This is a genomic window from uncultured Christiangramia sp. (genome assembly GCF_913046405.1).
Taxonomy (GTDB): Bacteria; Bacteroidota; Bacteroidia; order Flavobacteriales; family Flavobacteriaceae; genus Christiangramia; species Christiangramia marina.
This window is the reverse complement of sequence record NZ_CAJWRQ010000069.1, coordinates 1-16,666: the sequence shown is the minus strand read 5'-3', so window position 1 is coordinate 16,666 and position 16,666 is coordinate 1. Positions and strand designations below refer to the sequence as shown.

Sequence of the window (16,666 nt, the reverse complement as noted above, 5' to 3'; positions counted from 1 at the left end):
TATGATCTTTATATAAGTTATACTGAAGCAGCTCTTGGTACTTCCAAAGAGATCGATACGGTAACTGGAAAAGTGCGTATCAAGATTGAAGAAGGGGTACAGTCAGGAAAGATTTTACGTCTTCGCGGTAAAGGTATTAGTAGTATCAATGGCTACGGAAAAGGAGATTTGTTGGTTCATGTAAATGTATGGACCCCTAAAACTTTAAATAAAGAACAAAAAGAGTTTTTCGAGAGAATGGCTAATGACGAGAACTTTCAGCCGAATCCAGAAAAAAGCGACAAATCATTTTTTGAAAAAGTGAAAGATATGTTTTCATAAAATCCAATTTTAAGAAAATTTTTATATATTTGATTATCGCTAAGTCTTTTAGCGATAATTTTTCTTTTTCATAGCAATTTTTTTCCCATCCTTAATTTATTAAGGGTGGGTTTTGTTTTTAAGGACTTTTTTGAATAATAAAATCTTCTTAATCGACTTTTTCTCTGTTGCTATTTCTATATCTTTAACATATTATAAAGAACTCTATGGATAATCTTTTGGTTGCCGAGAATGTCTACAAGCGCTTCGGAAAATTTACAGCTCTCAACGATGTTTCTCTAAGTATCCCGCGCGGAAGTATTTTTGGACTCTTAGGTCCTAATGGTGCAGGAAAAACTACCTTTCTCAGGATAATCAACCAGATCACCATGCCAGATGAAGGCAAGGTATATCTTGATGGCAAACCATTACATCCAGATGATATCGCTCACATTGGTTATTTGCCGGAAGAAAGAGGGCTCTACAAATCCATGAAAGTTGGAGAACAGGCGCTATATCTGGCGAGATTAAAAGGATTGAGTAAAGCTGAAGCTAAAGAACGGCTTAAATACTGGTTCGAGAAACTGGAGATAGAAGAATGGTGGGATAAAAAGATCCAGGAACTGTCTAAGGGAATGGCTCAGAAAGTACAATTTGTGATCACTGTTTTACACCGCCCAAAACTTCTGATTTTTGACGAACCCTTTAGTGGATTCGATCCTGTGAACGCGAATCTTATCAAAGACGAAATACTGCAATTGAGAGAAGAAGGAGCTACTATTCTATTCTCTACTCACCGTATGGAAAGTGTGGAAGAGCTTTGCGATTATATAGCACTAATCCATAAATCGAATAAATTACTGGATGGCCCAATCAACGAGATCAAAAAAGCATATACTTCAAACACTTTTGAAATAGGTCTGGAAACGGCAGATAAAAATGCTTTGTATGCAGACCTGCAGTCAAAATTTGAAGTTGGGCCCGCTAAGTACAAGAGTATTCAGGATGATCTTAAACTAACCATCAAGGTTGGTGAAAAGGATGATTCTAATGAGTTGCTTAGATATTTACTCAGCCAGGCGAAGGTGAACCATTTTGTGGAGGTGATTCCTTCAGTAAACGATATTTTCATTAAAACTGTGACTCAGAATGCGTAATTTAAAGTTGATCATTAGCAGGGAATATCTAGCCCGGGTACGCAACAAGACCTTTATCGTGATGACATTTTTGAGTCCGCTCATCTTTGTGGGAATGATCATGTTGATTGGTTATTTGAGTATGCTTAATAGTACCGATCAAAAGATCATTGGAATTCATGATGACACAGGAATATTTGCTGAAGAATTTAAAGATGGAGAGCAGGTTCAATATCTGGATCTATCAGAAAAAGATCTTCAACTTGCCAGGACTCAGGTTCTGGAAAATGAATATTTCGGACTCATCCATATCTCTCCTCTCAATTCTATTAGCGGCAAACCAGATACGATCGAATTCTTCGGAAAAGAGACACCGGGTTTTGGAACTATAGAGAATATCGAGAAAACCATATCAGATAAATTAACCCGTAAACAACTAATTGATAAAGGAATAGATGTTTCAGAAATAGATAAAGCGAGAGCAGATGTTAGCGTGGACATTCAGAATTTCTCGGGAGAGAAAAGCTCGAAAATGTCTAATTATATCAAGATGTTCTTTGGTGGTGCAGCCGGTTACCTGCTTATGATGTTCATCATAATCTATGGGAATATGGTCATGCGAAGTGTGATCGAGGAAAAAACCAACAGGATCATTGAGATCATAGTTTCTTCAGTGAAGCCCTTTCAGTTATTATTAGGGAAAGTTCTGGGAACCAGTCTTGCGGGACTAACACAATTCGTAGTTTGGGTAATTCTGGGAAGTGCACTATTATTAGGATTGTCTACTTTCTTAGGAATCGATCCTATGGCAGCACAGACGCCGGCAACTATGGCGATGGAAAATGCCGGGAATCCAAAGATCAATCAGCTGGTGATCGATATTCTGAAGTTGCCATATGCCAGCCTGCTTAGTTTCTTTGTGATCTACTTTATTGGCGGATACTTTCTCTACAGTTCGGTTTATGCAGCGATTGGAGCCGCGGTAGATAGTGAAACCGATACGCAACAATTTATGTTCCCGGTTATACTTCCTCTAATTTTAGGGATCTATGTAGGTTTCTTTTCCGTAGTGGAAAATCCGCACGGGACCGTATCGACCATATTTTCATTTATACCATTTACATCACCTATTGTTATGCTCATGCGTATCCCATTTGGTGTTCCATGGTACGAAATCTTAATTTCCATCATTATTTTAATTGGAACCAATTTCGCAGTACTTTGGTTATCGGCAAAAATTTACCGTGTGGGAATATTGATGTACGGGAAAAAACCAAGCTATAAAGAATTGTATAAGTGGCTTAAGTATTAGAATGCAGGACGATCAATCTACAAAAGAGAAAGTTACAGAAGTAATTGAGGAAGATATCTGGGGTTTGATCCAGGATTTCTGGAATGCCGGATTCAGTTATCAGATAGGAGGCGATGATATAAAGATCACCGTTGGAATGGTCATTATTGTCATCCTGTCCTTTCTATTGACCAGTGTGGCATTACGATTAATTCGATCTTTTATCACCTCTAAATTGATGGACGAAGACAAGCTGAAGTTTATAAGCGTCTTTAAATTCATCAAATACTTCGTATATCTAACGGTGATCCTGATCACTTTGAGTTCCACGGGTGTAGATGTTACTATCTTACTAACAGCTTCTGCCGCATTATTTGTTGGACTTGGTCTGGCATTACAGGAATTATTTCAGGATGTTATTGGTGGAATATTTATCATTCTTGATAAATCACTTCTGGTTGGAGATATTATAGAATTGGATGGCCGCGTGGCACGCGTATTCGAAATTAAACTAAGAACTACCAGGGCGCTTACAAGGGATGATAAAGTAATGATCATTCCAAACCATAAATTTATAAGCGATACAGTATATAACTATACGCAGAACCATAAGACCACCCGGGAATCGGTTAAAGTAGGAGTTGCTTATGGCAGTGATGTTGAAAAGGTTAGAATGATACTGCTGGAATGCGCCAAGGAGCAAAAAGGTATTTTAAAGAAGCCTGAGCCGTTTGTGCTTTTTGAGGATTTTGGGGATTCCGCTTTGATGTTTGCATTACATTTCTATGTGTCAGATAGTTTTGTAGATCCAAAGGTGAAGAGTGAACTAAGATTCAAGATCAATGATAAGTTCAGATTGAACGATATTACCATTCCGTTCCCGCAGCGAGATGTACATATGTTTTATCCGCCAGGGAATAAGATTCCTAATGATCAAACCATAGAGAATGATGCATAAGTCCTGGATATTGATCGTATGTTTACTGGGTTTTTCATTTCTGAATGCCCAGACAGCTGATCTTGCCAGGATTGAATACACTTATTTTCCGCAGAAAAATTCAGATAACTCTTTCCGAAGGTTTAGAGCACAGGTAGCCTATCCAATTGCTTTGAAGAAAGATGGTGCTTACCTGGTGCCGAGCGTAGAATACAGGAACGTTAATTTCAAATTTGAAGATCCTACAGGATTTCAAACAACAGATCTTGATAGGTTCCAGTCTTTTACCGGATCTTTGGGTTACACTTTTAAATTTGGTAATGACTGGAGATTTGGTGCTGAAGGAGGATTAAAGATAGCCTCAAATTTTTCTGAAAATACCATATTAGCAGATGATCTTATCTACACTGGTTCAGTATTCTTTGTAAGGATTAGAGATAAGGAAGAGGTGGAAATTCCGTGGAGACTTATTCTTGGGTTACGATATAGCACGACTACCGGATTTCCATTTCCATTGCCCATCGTGAGCTACTATAGAAAATGGGCAGAAAACTGGTCCTATACCGTGGGTATTCCAAAGACTAATTTGAAATATCATTTTAGCGAAAACAGCGAATTACAGGCCTTCGTTACACTGGATGGATTTTTTGCGAACATTCAAAGCAATATTGATACGCAGCCTTTGGTTTTTAACGACAGGCCAAAGGCAGAAAGTATCTCCATGACAATATTACTGAGTGGTTTAGGTTATCAATATAGTATTACCGACCATTTGAAGCTATACATTTATGGCGGACATACGTTATTGAACGATATCAGGTTGCGTGATGCAGATCGCGAGGATCTGTACACCATCAATGAAACAAACACATTTTACGCGAGAAGCGGAATAAAATTTACAATATTCTAATGGCAAAAATATTACTGATAGAAGACGAAGCAAGCATAAGACGAGTGCTGAACAAAATACTGAGTGAAGAAAGTAAGGATTATCATGTTACTGAAGCTGAAGACGGACTTGCAGGAATGGAATTGGTGAAAAATGAAGATTTTGACCTGATCCTTTGTGACATCAAAATGCCGAAGATGGATGGTGTGGAAGTGCTTGAAGCAACTAAAAAGATCAAGCCAGAAATCCCTGTTGTAATGATCTCTGGACATGGTGACCTCGATACCGCTGTAAATACCATGAAGGCCGGAGCATTTGATTATATTTCAAAACCACCGGATCTAAATCGTTTACTAAATACTGTTCGAAATGCCCTTGATCGAAAAGAACTGGTCGTGGAAAATACCCGGCTGAAGAAAAAGGTAAGCAAGAACTATGAAATGATTGGTGATTCTGAAGAGATCAGCAGGATCAAAGGCATGATTGAAAAGGTGGCTCATACCGATGCCAGGGTTCTTATAACCGGTCCAAATGGAACAGGAAAGGAACTTGTTGCGCACTGGTTGCATCAGAAGAGTGATCGCTCTAAAGGACCTATGATCGAGGTAAACTGTGCCGCGATCCCTTCAGAATTGATTGAAAGTGAACTATTTGGGCATGTAAAAGGAGCCTTTACTTCAGCAAATAAAGATAGAGCCGGGAAATTTGAAGCGGCTAATAAAGGAACTATATTCCTGGATGAGATTGGGGATATGAGCATGTCTGCTCAGGCAAAAGTTTTAAGAGCACTTCAGGAAAGTAGAATTTCAAGAGTTGGAAGTGACAAGGATATCAAGGTAGATGTAAGGGTAGTTGCGGCAACCAATAAAGACCTGAAAAAAGAGATCGAGGAAAATAATTTCAGAGAAGACCTTTACCATCGTCTTGCTGTGATTCTCATAGAAGTTCCTGCTTTAAAAAATAGAAAAGATGATATCCCGCTTCTGGTAGAACATTTTAGTGAAAAGATCGCTACAGAACAGGGAACTAATAAGAAAGAATTCACTTCAGAAGCTATCGAATTACTAAAGCAAAGTGAATGGCGTGGAAACGTACGAGAACTTAGAAATGTAGTGGAAAGGCTCATTATTCTTGGAGGTAAGGAAATTACCAGGGAAGACGTAGAGCTTTTTGGAAGCAGGTTCTAAGGTCTTTTATTTCTAGGCTTTTTAGGATCATATTTAAGGAAATACATGGTGTCTCCACTTGGATGGTCCCATTCATGAAAAAGATCAAAACCAACCCGTTGGTAAACGATAGCATTCGTTCTACCGCGGGTTTCTGCATATAATTCCAGACCGGTATCGTGTGCAGTTCTAAAGAAAACATCCTTCATTTCTTTCCCTACCTGGGTATCTGCACCTCGGTATTCTTTTAGAATTCCCCAGAACCAGCAGTATAGATATTCACCTTCCTGAGGACGTTGATTCTTAATATACTTCTGAGTCTTTAGAATGTCCAGCGCATTTTTCACTCCTGTTACATTAGCAACCAGCTTGAGTTGAGACCATAGATCCTTCCAGATATTATTGTCTTTCTTACTGGTTTTGAAAAGAATGGCGATACCCTGGCGATTTTCAGAAATGATAAGTGCATCTTTCTCAATTGCCTTTTCTACCATATGCGTAGCGAGATACCTGAACCTCTTGTCACGGTTTTCATCATTTTTAACGACATCCATAGAAGAAGGGATCTCTTTTAAAAGTGTTGTGACCTTATCGATGATATCTTTTCTCTCTAATTTGTCCAAGCCGAATGAATTTGTGGCGAAGATAAAAAAATTAACTTTTATAAAGATTGTATCTTTAGTGGTTCATTCAATAATCTTATGAAGAAAATAGACCATACCCAGCTCAAAGTAATCGGTAATATTAAACTAAAAGAGAAGCCTACAAAGATAGAGATGGACGCTTCAGAAGATAAAATTAAAGACGAACTTAAAGATGTTCGCAAAAAGCTTGGTGACTGGCAGGATGTGCTGTACGCGCACCATAAATATAGCGTGCTGGTTTGCCTGCAGGGAATGGATACGGCCGGAAAAGACAGTTTGATCAGGGAGGTTTTTAAAGATTTTAATAGCCGGGGAGTGGTGGTGCACAGTTTTAAAACACCTTCTCACAAGGAGCTGAAGCATGACTACTTGTGGCGACATTACATCGCTTTGCCCGAGCGTGGTAAATTCGGGGTATTCAATAGAACTCATTACGAAAATGTGCTTGTCACAAGAGTACATCCCGGGTATATCATGAATGAAAATATTCCTGGCATCAACAGCGTTGAAGATATAGATGAAAATTTCTGGAATCAGCGTTTTAAGCAGATCCGGAATTTTGAGGAACATATCGCCCAGAATGGAACGATCATTTTTAAATTTTTCCTTCACTTATCTAAAGAAGAGCAACGTGATCGTTTATTAAGAAGGCTTAACAAACCCAGCAAGAACTGGAAATTTTCTCCGGGTGATCTCAAGGAAAGAAAACTCTGGGACAAATATCAGGATTGTTATGAAGCAGCGATCAATAAGACTTCTACGGAAAATGCTCCGTGGTACATCATCCCGGCAGACGACAAACCAACGGCAAGATACCTGGTTGCAAAGATCCTGAAAGACGAACTTTCAAAATATAAGGAAGTGCAGGAACCGGAACTTGCTCCGGAAATACTTGAAAATTTAGATCAATACAAAGAAGAATTAAATGCTGAAAAATAGCAGCTTCAGTTTTTGAACTCTTTAAATTCTTTTAATTTGCGACCAAATCCCATTTAATGAAAAAAATACTTTGTACCCTGGCGCTGTCCTTCTTCGGAATTCATTCAGCAATGATCGCGCAATCTTCAGATTCTCTAAATATCAGGAAGATCTATGATATGTCGCTGCTAAATGGAAAAAGCTATGAGTGGCTGGATCACTTGTCGAATGAAATAGGCGGACGTTTATCTGGTTCTTTCAATGCTGAACAGGCGGTGGAATATACCAAAAAGGAACTGGAGAATTTAGGTCTGGACAAAGTCTGGTTACAACCGGTGATGGTTCCAAAGTGGACTCGCGGTGGTCGGGAATTTGCTTATGTGCAAACCGGTCCTGGCGATACTCGTAATGTTAACATTACTGCTCTTGGTGGTTCTATTGCTACAGCTGAAGGTGGTACGAAAGCACAGGTGATAGAGGTACAGGGATTGGAACAATTAAAAGAATACGGGGAAGAGCAGATAAAAGGAAAGATCGTTTTCTATAACCGACCTATGCGAGCAGATCATATACTTACGTTTGAAGCTTATGGTGGTTGTGTGGATCAACGTTATTCTGGCGCCGAGGAAGCAGCAAAATATGGAGCTGTTGGCGTTATCGTGCGCTCTATGAATCTTCGAATGGATGATCTGCCACATACTGGTTCTATGAGTTATGGTGATTTGACAGAAGATCAAAAGATACCGGCAGCTGCAATTTCAACGAACGATGCCGCATATTTAAGCAGTATGCTAAAGATTCAGAACGACCTGCAGGTATATTTTAAAATAAATTGCAAGAACTTTCCAGATGTGCAATCCTATAATGTAATTGGTGAAATTACTGGTTCTGAAACTCCAAATGAGATCATGGTAGTAGGTGGTCACCTAGATTCCTGGGATCTTGGAGATGGTGCTCATGATGACGGCGCAGGAGTGGTGCAATCTATGGAAGTCCTTAGATTACTAAAAGAAACCGGGTATCAACCTAAAAAAACGCTGCGAGTTGTATTGTTCATGAATGAAGAAAATGGACTTCGTGGTGGAAACAAATACGCTGATGTTGCAAAGGAAAAAAATGAAGATCATGTATTTGCACTTGAAAGTGATTCGGGAGGATTTACTCCAAGAGGATTTACTTTTAATGCGAGCGATTCTCAGTTCAATAAAGTTCTGTCCTGGAAGCCACTTTTCGAGCCATACCTGATTCATTATTTTGAAAAGGGTAGTGGTGGAGCAGATATTGGTCCGCTGGAAGGTGGCGATACGGTGCTTGCTGGTTTGAGACCAGATTCTCAACGCTATTTCGATTATCATCATGCTGCGAATGATACTTTTGATGCAGTAAATAAAAGAGAACTGGAATTGGGTGCGGCAACGATGGCTTCCCTGGTTTATCTTGTTGATAAATACGGATTGGATTCTATATCCAATACACCGCAATTAAAGAAGTAGGAAGAGAATTATTTAAGGTCATTTCTTCAAAAGAAATTTAAAGGCTCTACCTTTGCAACCTTAAATTCGAGCTTTGCAATTATCAGCTTATACGAAAGAATTCGGTAAAAACCTGAACATCGCCTACCCGGTGATGCTCGGGCAGTTAGGGCATGTCATGGTAGGCCTTGTTGATAATTTGATGATAGGGAGATTGGGTGCCGCTCCATTGGCTGCAGTTTCCTTGGGAAATGCACTGGTTTTTATAGCAATGTCTCTGGGTATAGGCTTTAGTTTTGCTATTACTCCGCTTATTGCTGAAACCGATGGGGCTAATGATGTAGAAGGTGGTCGAAGTTATTTCCACCACGGTCTTATTCTCTGTACGCTGAATGGCTTGTTCTTATTTATCATTCTGCTTATCGCAAAACCTCTGCTGTATTATCTTGATCAACCACCTGAGGTAGTGGACCTGGCCATTCCGTATCTTAATATTGTAGCTCTTTCCATGTTGCCATTAATGGCCTTCCAGGCGTTCAAGCAATTTGCAGACGGACTCTCACAAACCAGGTATGCGATGTATGCAACATTACTGGCGAACGTGGTAAACCTTATTTTCAACTATATTCTTATTTACGGGATCTGGATATTTCCACGACTGGAACTTGAAGGAGCTGCCTGGGGAACCCTGATTTCAAGATTTTTTATGCTCTGGTTCGTCTGGGAGATTCTCCGTAGGAAATCCAAATTTGCCGAGTACTTCAAATGGTCTAAAAAGGAAATGTTGAAATGGAGCATTTTTAAAAGATTGTTATCCCTAGGATTTCCAACAGCTTTACAAATGCTTTTTGAAGTGGCCATCTTCACCGGGACGATCATTCTGGCTGGAAACCTGGGAACGAATCCGCAGGCTGCAAACCAGATCGCTCTTAACCTTGCAAGTATGACCTTTATGATCGCAGTTGGTTTGGGTGTAACGGCAACTATTAGAGTCGGAAATCAGGTGGGATTAAAAAAATACCGCGAATTAAGACGAATAGGAATATCGATCTTCCTGTTGGTTTTCCTTATTGAAGCTGTATTCGCACTCCTATTTATTCTTTTGAAAGATATTTTACCAACTTTTTATATAGACAATGCTGAAGTGATCTCACTTGCCGCACAATTGTTGGTGATAGCAGCTTTATTTCAATTGAGCGATGGCATACAGGTAGTGATACTTGGTGCTTTAAGAGGATTGCAAGATGTTAAGATCCCTACAGTATTCTGTTTTATCGCTTACTGGAACATCGGCTTTCCGGTGAGTTTTTATTACGGGCAGCCAGAAAGGCTTGGTAGTATGGGAATCTGGCTCGGCTTACTGGCCGGTTTAACGGCTTCAGCAATTATGTTATATTTCCGATTTAATTATCTAAGCCGAAAATTAATTAGAACCAAAGAAGCAAAATTAAACACATAAACTATGGAATTACCAAAGTTCATATTAGGCGATAATACCGATTATCCTGAATCAATATTTGTGGTACATACCGAATTTCCACGCTTTGTCATTGACCTTAAAGATGATGAGGTAGAATGGCTGGAAGAGTTTGATAAAGAGGATGAAAAGGAATTATCTGGTGAAATGGAAGGCATCATTAAAGATGCTTCTGAATTTTATGACCGCGAAGTAAGCAGGTACGAAGAGAACTAAATGGAGAAATTAGTAGCCCTGGACAAAGAACTCTTTCTGTATCTCAATAACCTGGGGGCAGAAGAGTGGGACTGGCTCTGGATCGCGATCAGTGATAAATGGATGGCGATTCCATTATACGCGCTATTGCTCTATTTGATATTTAGAAAATTTGGCTGGAAGGCCACGCTGTCTACGATGATAGTGGTAACACTGCTTATTACGGCTACAGATCAGCTGGCGAATTTGTTCAAACATGGATTTGAAAGGCCAAGACCCTGCCGGCAGGAAGGAGTCATGGAATATGCGAGGTATGTAGCAGAACGATGTGGCAGGTTCGGTTATTTCTCTGCTCATGCTGCAAATTCAACTGGTGTTGCTGTTTTCCTCGGACTTTTATTCCGAAGAACGTATCCAAAAATGCTTTTATTTTTAAGTATCTGGGCTCTTGTAGTTTCGTATAGCCGGATCTACCTGGGTGTACACTATCCGGGAGATGTTATTACCGGTATTTTGATAGGAATAAGTTTTGGATTATTATTCCATGCACTAAGGAAATATCTTTTTCTGAAGTTTCTGAAGGATTAGGATAATTTCAGCAATGCTCGGGCGGCAGTGAAAGCAGTAGTTCTATTTTCTTCGATTAATCTGAGTTGCTTTTCAAGTTCTATTTTAACCTTAGTATTATTGTAAAACTGACTTTTCAGGTGATCGTTAATACTCTGAAACAACCAGAACTTATTCTGTTCCTGCCTGTTGTGTTCGAAATGACCGTTTTTGTCGGTGGAACTTTTAAATTCAGTAATCATTTCCCATACTTCGGAAATGCCCTTTTCGTATAAAGCACTAATTAACTGTACCTGTGGTTTCCACTCACTCGGTTTTGGAGGGTAAAGTTGAAGCGCACGTTTAAATTCAAGTCTTGCTTCACGGGCAGCTTTCTGATTCTCGCCATCAGCTTTATTGATCACGATAGCATCTGCCATTTCCACGATGCCGCGTTTAATTCCCTGTAATTCATCACCAGCACCAGCCAGTTTTAGAAGTAAAAAGAAGTCGGTCATACTATGAACTGTAGTTTCACTCTGTCCAACACCAACAGTTTCAATAAGAATGACATCAAAGCCTGCTGCTTCACAAAGCAGAATGCTCTCCCTGGTTTTTCGAGCGACACCACCTAAAGAATCTCCACTTGGAGAAGGACGAATAAAGGCATTTTTTTGAGTGACCAGTTTCTCCATTCGGGTTTTATCTCCCAGGATACTTCCGTGAGATACGGAGCTACTGGGATCCACTGCCAGGACCGCAACCTTTTTTCCCTTTTCAATAAGATAGGAGCCAAAACTTTCAATGAAAGTACTTTTTCCAACTCCGGGAACTCCGGTAATTCCAACGCGAATCGATTTCTTGGCGTGAGGCAATGCTCCTTCCACGATCGCTTCAGCCATTTCTTTATGCTTTGGTTGATTGCTTTCTACCAGAGTAATACTTCTTCCCAAAGCAGTCTTGTTTCCTTCCAGCAAATCTTTCAGTAAAGATTTTTCCGAAGATTTATTGCGGCGGGAATCTCTTATTCTTTGGGCAGATTCAGCACTAACATTTCCTGAGGAATTATTGCTTTGAGATTCGCTTAGCGCAGACTTATGCTGATGTTCGTTCAAAATGAAGCGGTAATTTTTATGAGAAAATTATGACTAGGTTTTTCAGGCATCTTTAAATGCTTGGTATATTGGAGAAAACTAAATTACTTAAATTATTTTACGCAATGAAGAATTTGTATAAAACTACAGTCACTACTCAGGGAGGTCGTAACGGGCATACTCGTAGTGAAGATGGTATACTGGATATGGAATTGAGAAAACCTAAAAGCCTAGGTGGTGAAGGTGGAGACTATTCTAACCCGGAACAATTATTTGCAGCGGGATATTCCGCTTGTTATGGTAGTGCTTTGGAGCATGTTGCCAAACAACACAAGATCGATCTTGGAGATTATAGCGTGACCGCTACAGTAAAACTGGGTCAGACAGATTCTGGAAATCTTCAGCTTTCTGCAATTCTGGATACTTACATTCCGGGAGTTGATGTAGAAACTGGTGAAAAACTGGTAAACGAAGCACACGAAGTTTGTCCTTATTCTAGAGCAACCAGAGATAACATTGATGTTACTCTAAACCTGATGCTGGACGAAGATTAATATCATCCAGATATAATAGCATTAGTTGAGGCGCCTGTAGGCGTCTCTTCTTTTTTTATAGGGATCTCTATTTTAACCTGATCCCAAACAAGTTCCATGGAAACAAAGTCACCGGCTTCTTCAAAGGAAATAGTGAATTGCTCGGTAATTCCAGCAGATTTCTTAACCGGTCTCTCCAGTACCAGAGCATCAAATTGTGGATCTCTATAGGCCTTCTTATCCATATTTATTCCCCATGGATACATTTGATCGTTGAAGATCACTTTCCAGCTATCCTGCTTCGGAATGCTCCAGAGCGTATATTTTCCAGCCTTCAAAAGACTTCCATCCACGAGAATATCTGAAGTGGTTTCAAAAGTTGTTGCTTCGTTACCGCCGGTTCGCCAGACTTCATTATAAGGTACAAGTTCACCAAAGATCTCACGATCTTTCCTGTAAGGCCGGTTGTAAAAGACCTCCAGTTCTATTCCGTTTTGCTTATAGGTAGCAACATCCTCAGGGCTATGCGCTTTCGTAGTATATCTCATTATAAGCATGGTAAGTAAACCAGCGACGATCAATCCTCCGGCAATACTCAAGCCTGTTTTCAATTTACTGTTCATTTTCTATCATTTATTAAGACATATCCAATAAACCTGCCATAAGGTTTACTTAAGCTAATCGCTTTAAATGTAAGAATATAGAGCGATTGTAAAATAAATTTCGGAATTTTTGCAACGCGGACATTTATGGTTCGTCTTTAGAATGAACTAACCCATCAAATACCAATTAAATTGATACAGCATAAGCTAATAGAAGCTTGCCAAAACAACAGCCGTAGGGCACAGTTGAAGCTGTACAACAAATATTGTGACGGGATGTACTATGTGGCGTTGAGATTTATGAAGGATACGATGGAGGCCGAGGATGCCATGCAGGAAGCATTTATTAAAGCTTTCTCTAAGTTACATCAATTCAATGGCGAGGTCACTTTTGGTGCCTGGTTGAAGAAGATCGTGATCAATAAATGTCTGGACAAACTCAAGGCAAGAAAAATGGAACTGGTAGCCATAAATGAGCAAACACTTGGCACCGTAGAAGAAGAGAATGACTGGCAGATAGATGACGGGATCGGGATAGAAGAAGTAAAATTGAAAATGCAGGAGTTACCCGAAAAATACAGGTATCCTTTAATGTTGTTTTTAGTAGAAGGTTACGATCATGAAGAAATAAGCGAAATCCTGGATATTACCCAGGTTGCATCCAGAACTCTGGTGCATAGAGGAAAAAAGAAATTGCAGGAAGAATTAAAATACTTAAATCATGGGACAGGATATTAGGAGGATGTTTCAGGAGAAGCCGGAACAGGAACACAAACTTCAGTCAGGGCACCAGCAACGTTTTGAAGATCGATTGAATAGGGCTATGCCATTGGAGAAAAAGAAGAACAATTTTCATTTCCTTCAGATAGCCGCAGGACTTATGATCGCTCTGGCTGTGGGAGCATTCTTATACTTCAGTAATAACGAAGCTGAAACAGTAAACTCACCGCAGATAGTGGAAACTCCTTCCGAAGAAAAAGTAGAAAGTGAAGAAGTTCCCGGTACCGACTATAGGTTGAGCGATGTCTCCCCTGAGTTTAAAAAGATCGAAGATTATTATATGGCCAGTTTAAATATACAATTGGCTAAACTGGACATGACGCCAGGAAACAAAGAACTTATAGATGCATTTATGAGAAAACTGGAAACTCTTAATGATGAATATATCGCACTTAATGCGGAAATTCAGGAGACTGGTTTGAATGAGGAAACAGTGGAAGCTATGATCGCGAACTTGCAGCTTCGACTGGATCTTCTAAAGAAATTGAAGAACAAATTAGATGAAATCGAACAATCAAAAGACCTTAAAAATGAAAACTATCAAGCATAAATTTATGTTATTGATCCTGCTCTTTATCACGGCAGGATCGTTTGCTCAAACAAGTAAACTGAAGAATTCCTACAAAACTTCAGCCAATGTGACCGTGGAACTGGATTCCAGGTATACCAATATCATTGTAGAGAACTGGGATAAGAACGAGGTTGCCGTAGAAGCCTATCTGGACGGAAATTCCGGTAATAAAAAAGCGACAGGAGAACTGCTGGAAAACTGGGAGGTAAAGACCTCTAAAAATGGTGATCGTGTAAAGATCAAATCCAGTGGAGGAGGGAACACCAATATGAACATGAATCTTGACCTGGACCTTTCAGGACTTGAAGAGCCATTGTCTATGCTGCCTGAAATGCTGCAACCTATGATGAATGAACTTGTGGGACCTTTGCTTGCTAATATTGCACAAAATCCGTTACCGGAAGGTTTTGCCGATGATATGGAAGAAATGAAATTCGATTATAGCGCTTATAAAAAAGACGGTGACAAGTACCTTAAGAAATGGGAGTCTAAAATGGACAAAAAGTTCGGTAAGGAATACGAAGCGAAAATGGAGAAGTGGGCTGCTGAAGTCGAGAAGAATTCGGAAGAATGGGAAAAAGAATATGAAGTGAAGATGGAGGCCTGGGGCAAGGATTTCGAAAAAGATATGGAAGCATGGGGTGAAAAATTCGGTAAGAAAATGGAAGCCTGGGGAGAAAATTTCGGAAAACAGTTCGAAGCTAATATGGAAGCCAATGGTGGACATATGTTTACTGGAAATAGTAGCAATTCATCAAAAAATCAGAAAACGATCAGGATCAAAGTTCCGAAGGATGCAAAACTGGAACTGAACGTTCGTCATGGTGAGCTAAAACTTGGAAGTACAGTCAAAAATCTGAAAGCCGATCTGTCTCACAGTCGGCTTTCAGCCAATAGACTCACCGGAAAAGATACAAGGGTAAAGGCAGCGTACTCACCGGTGAAAGTTGCTCACTGGGACTATGGAGTGCTAATTACAGAATTTGTGAAGAATTGTAAAATAGACAAGGCGGTGAGTATCAAACTGGAATCGAATAGTAGCGATGTGGTCATCAATGAACTCCAAAAAACAGGCGTGCTTAGTGGTAGCTTTGGAAAGCTGGACATCAAAAACCTTGGTTCAGGATTTCAGGATCTTAATATTAGTCTGGAAAATAGCGATCTGGAACTCAGTGTTCCTGAAACTGCTTTTAATTTCAGTTTTAATGGAATGCAAAGCAATATTAAGCAACCAGCCGGCATGAAGCTGAAATCCACAAAATCCTATGATAACGAGATGCTGAATGGTTACTTCAAATCAAAAGATGGAAGCGGTAATATCACGATCAAGGCAAATTATAGCGATGTATTGATAAATTAAGATCAAGCCCTTACATTTGGCTTACTAAGCTGAATGCAATAATGGAATTTTCGGAATTTATTAAAGGTCTTACTTCAGAATTCACCCCGGTAATAGGAGGAGAGTATGCACAGGAAGATTATGAATATATTGATCTCTCACAAAATAACAGGGATCTGCTGAAACTGGAAGTGGCATCATCTGCCGCTTTTTCGGTTTTTATTGATGAATATCTGAGAAACCGATCGGCTAAAGCTGCCTATGGTGGTTACAATGAACTAAGAACTTTGTATAATCGCAGCGAATTGTTCAATCATTCGAGCTCGAATAGAAATATTCATATAGGGCTGGATGTATGGGTTCCTGCTTATTCAGATATTATAACACCATTGGATGGAAAAGTTCATGGCTTTCAGGATAACTCAAATTTTGGAGATTATGGACCTACGATTATTTTAGAGCATCAGCTTGATGGTGAGTCATTCTATACCTTGTACGGACATTTATCCCGCACTTCTCTGGATAATCTGGAAACAGGAATGCTATTCGAAAAAGGTGATAAAATTGCTGAACTCGGAGATTATGCCGAAAATGGTGATTATGCGCCACATTTGCATTTTCAGGTCATCAAAGATATGCAGGGCAAGATAGCAGATTATCCAGGTGTGGTTCGAAAAGAAGAGCTAGAAGGTTATTTACAGAACTGTCCTGACCCTAATCTATTATTGAAAATTTAGAACTTTCTCTTCGGAAATATATGCTAAGTAAACTATTTT

The 16,666-nt window shown here is 39.6% G+C and carries 19 protein-coding genes; 16 read left to right on the top strand and 3 right to left on the bottom strand.

From position 1 onward, the window contains the following. The 6 genes from QZ620_RS09945 to QZ620_RS09920 all read left to right on the top strand — a co-directional run. Positions 1–321 (top strand): DnaJ C-terminal domain-containing protein (locus tag QZ620_RS09945; RefSeq protein WP_295181198.1); only part of this gene is annotated, 321 nt, incomplete at its 5' end. Positions 322–527: 206 nt separating this feature from the next. Then, on the top strand, positions 528–1,457 hold the full coding sequence (locus QZ620_RS09940) for an ABC transporter ATP-binding protein (RefSeq protein WP_295181196.1): 930 nt from the start codon (positions 528–530) through the stop codon (positions 1,455–1,457). Continuing rightward, positions 1,450–2,748, top strand: a complete 1,299-nt coding sequence (locus QZ620_RS09935; RefSeq protein WP_295181194.1) for an ABC transporter permease — start codon at positions 1,450–1,452, stop codon at positions 2,746–2,748. The genes QZ620_RS09940 and QZ620_RS09935 overlap by 8 nt, the downstream gene beginning before the upstream one ends. Before the next feature lies 1 nt (position 2,749). Beyond that, complete coding sequence (locus tag QZ620_RS09930; RefSeq protein ID WP_295181192.1) at positions 2,750–3,685, top strand: mechanosensitive ion channel domain-containing protein; 936 nt, start codon at positions 2,750–2,752, stop codon at positions 3,683–3,685. After that, positions 3,675–4,574 carry a DUF6268 family outer membrane beta-barrel protein gene (locus tag QZ620_RS09925; RefSeq protein ID WP_295181190.1) on the top strand — a complete coding sequence of 300 codons (900 nt, stop codon included), beginning with the start codon at positions 3,675–3,677 and terminating at the stop codon, positions 4,572–4,574. The genes QZ620_RS09930 and QZ620_RS09925 overlap by 11 nt, the downstream gene beginning before the upstream one ends. Beyond that, entirely contained in the window at positions 4,574–5,740 is a 1,167-nt protein-coding gene (locus QZ620_RS09920) for a sigma-54 dependent transcriptional regulator (protein WP_295181188.1), read from the top strand. The genes QZ620_RS09925 and QZ620_RS09920 overlap by 1 nt, the downstream gene beginning before the upstream one ends. Here QZ620_RS09920 and QZ620_RS09915 read toward each other — a convergent pair. After that, a complete protein-coding gene (locus QZ620_RS09915) occupies positions 5,737–6,342 on the bottom strand; it encodes a hypothetical protein (RefSeq protein WP_295181186.1) in 606 nt (201 codons plus the stop codon). The genes QZ620_RS09920 and QZ620_RS09915 overlap by 4 nt on opposite strands. Before the next feature lie 78 nt (positions 6,343–6,420). Between QZ620_RS09915 and QZ620_RS09910 the strand changes: the two genes are divergently transcribed. The 5 genes from QZ620_RS09910 to QZ620_RS09890 all read left to right on the top strand — a co-directional run bounded on the left by QZ620_RS09910 (position 6,421) and on the right by QZ620_RS09890 (position 11,013). Continuing rightward, complete coding sequence (locus QZ620_RS09910) at positions 6,421–7,302, top strand: PPK2 family polyphosphate kinase (protein WP_295181185.1); 882 nt, start codon at positions 6,421–6,423, stop codon at positions 7,300–7,302. Positions 7,303–7,412: 110 nt separating this feature from the next. Next, the gene (locus tag QZ620_RS09905) at positions 7,413–8,774 is read left to right on the top strand and encodes a M20/M25/M40 family metallo-hydrolase (protein ID WP_295181200.1); all 1,362 of its coding nucleotides are present in this window, start codon (positions 7,413–7,415) and stop codon (positions 8,772–8,774) included. A 73-nt stretch (positions 8,775–8,847) separates the two neighbouring features. After that, positions 8,848–10,212 carry an MATE family efflux transporter gene (locus QZ620_RS09900; protein WP_295181183.1) on the top strand — a complete coding sequence of 455 codons (1,365 nt, stop codon included), beginning with the start codon at positions 8,848–8,850 and terminating at the stop codon, positions 10,210–10,212. A 3-nt stretch (positions 10,213–10,215) separates the two neighbouring features. Then, a complete protein-coding gene (locus QZ620_RS09895) occupies positions 10,216–10,446 on the top strand; it encodes a hypothetical protein (RefSeq protein WP_141878458.1) in 231 nt (76 codons plus the stop codon). Further along, complete coding sequence (locus QZ620_RS09890; RefSeq protein ID WP_295181181.1) at positions 10,447–11,013, top strand: phosphatase PAP2 family protein; 567 nt, start codon at positions 10,447–10,449, stop codon at positions 11,011–11,013. On the opposite strand, the gene meaB is transcribed toward QZ620_RS09890, so the two are convergent. Further along, positions 11,010–12,086: a methylmalonyl Co-A mutase-associated GTPase MeaB gene (gene meaB, locus QZ620_RS09885; RefSeq protein ID WP_295181179.1), complete on the bottom strand. Its 1,077-nt coding sequence runs from the start codon at positions 12,084–12,086 to the stop codon at positions 11,010–11,012. The two genes, QZ620_RS09890 and meaB, sit on opposite strands and share 4 nt — an antisense overlap. Before the next feature lie 104 nt (positions 12,087–12,190). On the opposite strand from meaB, the gene QZ620_RS09880 reads away from it, so the two are divergent. After that, positions 12,191–12,619 (top strand): organic hydroperoxide resistance protein, encoded by a 429-nt coding sequence (locus QZ620_RS09880; RefSeq protein WP_141878455.1) that lies wholly within the window; start codon positions 12,191–12,193, stop codon positions 12,617–12,619. 2 nt (positions 12,620–12,621) lie between these two features. Here QZ620_RS09880 and QZ620_RS09875 read toward each other — a convergent pair whose 3' ends face one another. Beyond that, a complete protein-coding gene (locus QZ620_RS09875; protein WP_295181176.1) occupies positions 12,622–13,221 on the bottom strand; it encodes a DUF2911 domain-containing protein in 600 nt (199 codons plus the stop codon). 171 nt (positions 13,222–13,392) lie between these two features. Between QZ620_RS09875 and QZ620_RS09870 the strand changes: the two genes are divergently transcribed. The 4 genes from QZ620_RS09870 to QZ620_RS09855 are packed head-to-tail and all read left to right on the top strand — an operon-like array spanning position 13,393 to position 16,627. Then, the gene (locus QZ620_RS09870; RefSeq protein ID WP_295181175.1) at positions 13,393–13,938 is read left to right on the top strand and encodes a sigma-70 family RNA polymerase sigma factor; all 546 of its coding nucleotides are present in this window, start codon (positions 13,393–13,395) and stop codon (positions 13,936–13,938) included. After that, positions 13,922–14,530, top strand: a complete 609-nt coding sequence (locus QZ620_RS09865; protein WP_295181173.1) for a hypothetical protein — start codon at positions 13,922–13,924, stop codon at positions 14,528–14,530. The genes QZ620_RS09870 and QZ620_RS09865 overlap by 17 nt, the downstream gene beginning before the upstream one ends. Further along, positions 14,511–15,911 carry a DUF4097 family beta strand repeat-containing protein gene (locus QZ620_RS09860; protein WP_295181172.1) on the top strand — a complete coding sequence of 467 codons (1,401 nt, stop codon included), beginning with the start codon at positions 14,511–14,513 and terminating at the stop codon, positions 15,909–15,911. The genes QZ620_RS09865 and QZ620_RS09860 overlap by 20 nt, the downstream gene beginning before the upstream one ends. A 41-nt stretch (positions 15,912–15,952) precedes the next feature. After that, positions 15,953–16,627, top strand: a complete 675-nt coding sequence (locus QZ620_RS09855) for a peptidoglycan DD-metalloendopeptidase family protein (protein WP_295181171.1) — start codon at positions 15,953–15,955, stop codon at positions 16,625–16,627. Positions 16,628–16,666 lie beyond the last annotated feature (39 nt).

Bases quoted from the DNA above. Each gene is read 5' to 3' on its own strand.
- QZ620_RS09940 (WP_295181196.1), top strand. From the start codon at position 528: ATGGATAATCTTTTGGTTGCCGAGAATGTCTACAAGCGCTTCGGAAAA.
- QZ620_RS09935 (WP_295181194.1), top strand. From the start codon at position 1,450: ATGCGTAATTTAAAGTTGATCATTAGCAGGGAATATCTAGCCCGGGTA.
- QZ620_RS09930 (WP_295181192.1), top strand. From the start codon at position 2,750: ATGCAGGACGATCAATCTACAAAAGAGAAAGTTACAGAAGTAATTGAG.
- QZ620_RS09925 (WP_295181190.1), top strand. From the start codon at position 3,675: ATGATGCATAAGTCCTGGATATTGATCGTATGTTTACTGGGTTTTTCA.
- QZ620_RS09920 (WP_295181188.1), top strand. From the start codon at position 4,574: ATGGCAAAAATATTACTGATAGAAGACGAAGCAAGCATAAGACGAGTG.
- QZ620_RS09910 (WP_295181185.1), top strand. From the start codon at position 6,421: ATGAAGAAAATAGACCATACCCAGCTCAAAGTAATCGGTAATATTAAA.
- QZ620_RS09905 (WP_295181200.1), top strand. From the start codon at position 7,413: ATGATCGCGCAATCTTCAGATTCTCTAAATATCAGGAAGATCTATGAT.
- QZ620_RS09895 (WP_141878458.1), top strand. From the start codon at position 10,216: ATGGAATTACCAAAGTTCATATTAGGCGATAATACCGATTATCCTGAA.
- QZ620_RS09890 (WP_295181181.1), top strand. From the start codon at position 10,447: ATGGAGAAATTAGTAGCCCTGGACAAAGAACTCTTTCTGTATCTCAAT.
- QZ620_RS09880 (WP_141878455.1), top strand. From the start codon at position 12,191: ATGAAGAATTTGTATAAAACTACAGTCACTACTCAGGGAGGTCGTAAC.
- QZ620_RS09875 (WP_295181176.1), bottom strand. From the start codon at position 13,221: ATGAACAGTAAATTGAAAACAGGCTTGAGTATTGCCGGAGGATTGATC.
- QZ620_RS09865 (WP_295181173.1), top strand. From the start codon at position 13,922: ATGGGACAGGATATTAGGAGGATGTTTCAGGAGAAGCCGGAACAGGAA.
- QZ620_RS09860 (WP_295181172.1), top strand. From the start codon at position 14,511: ATGAAAACTATCAAGCATAAATTTATGTTATTGATCCTGCTCTTTATC.
- QZ620_RS09855 (WP_295181171.1), top strand. From the start codon at position 15,953: ATGGAATTTTCGGAATTTATTAAAGGTCTTACTTCAGAATTCACCCCG.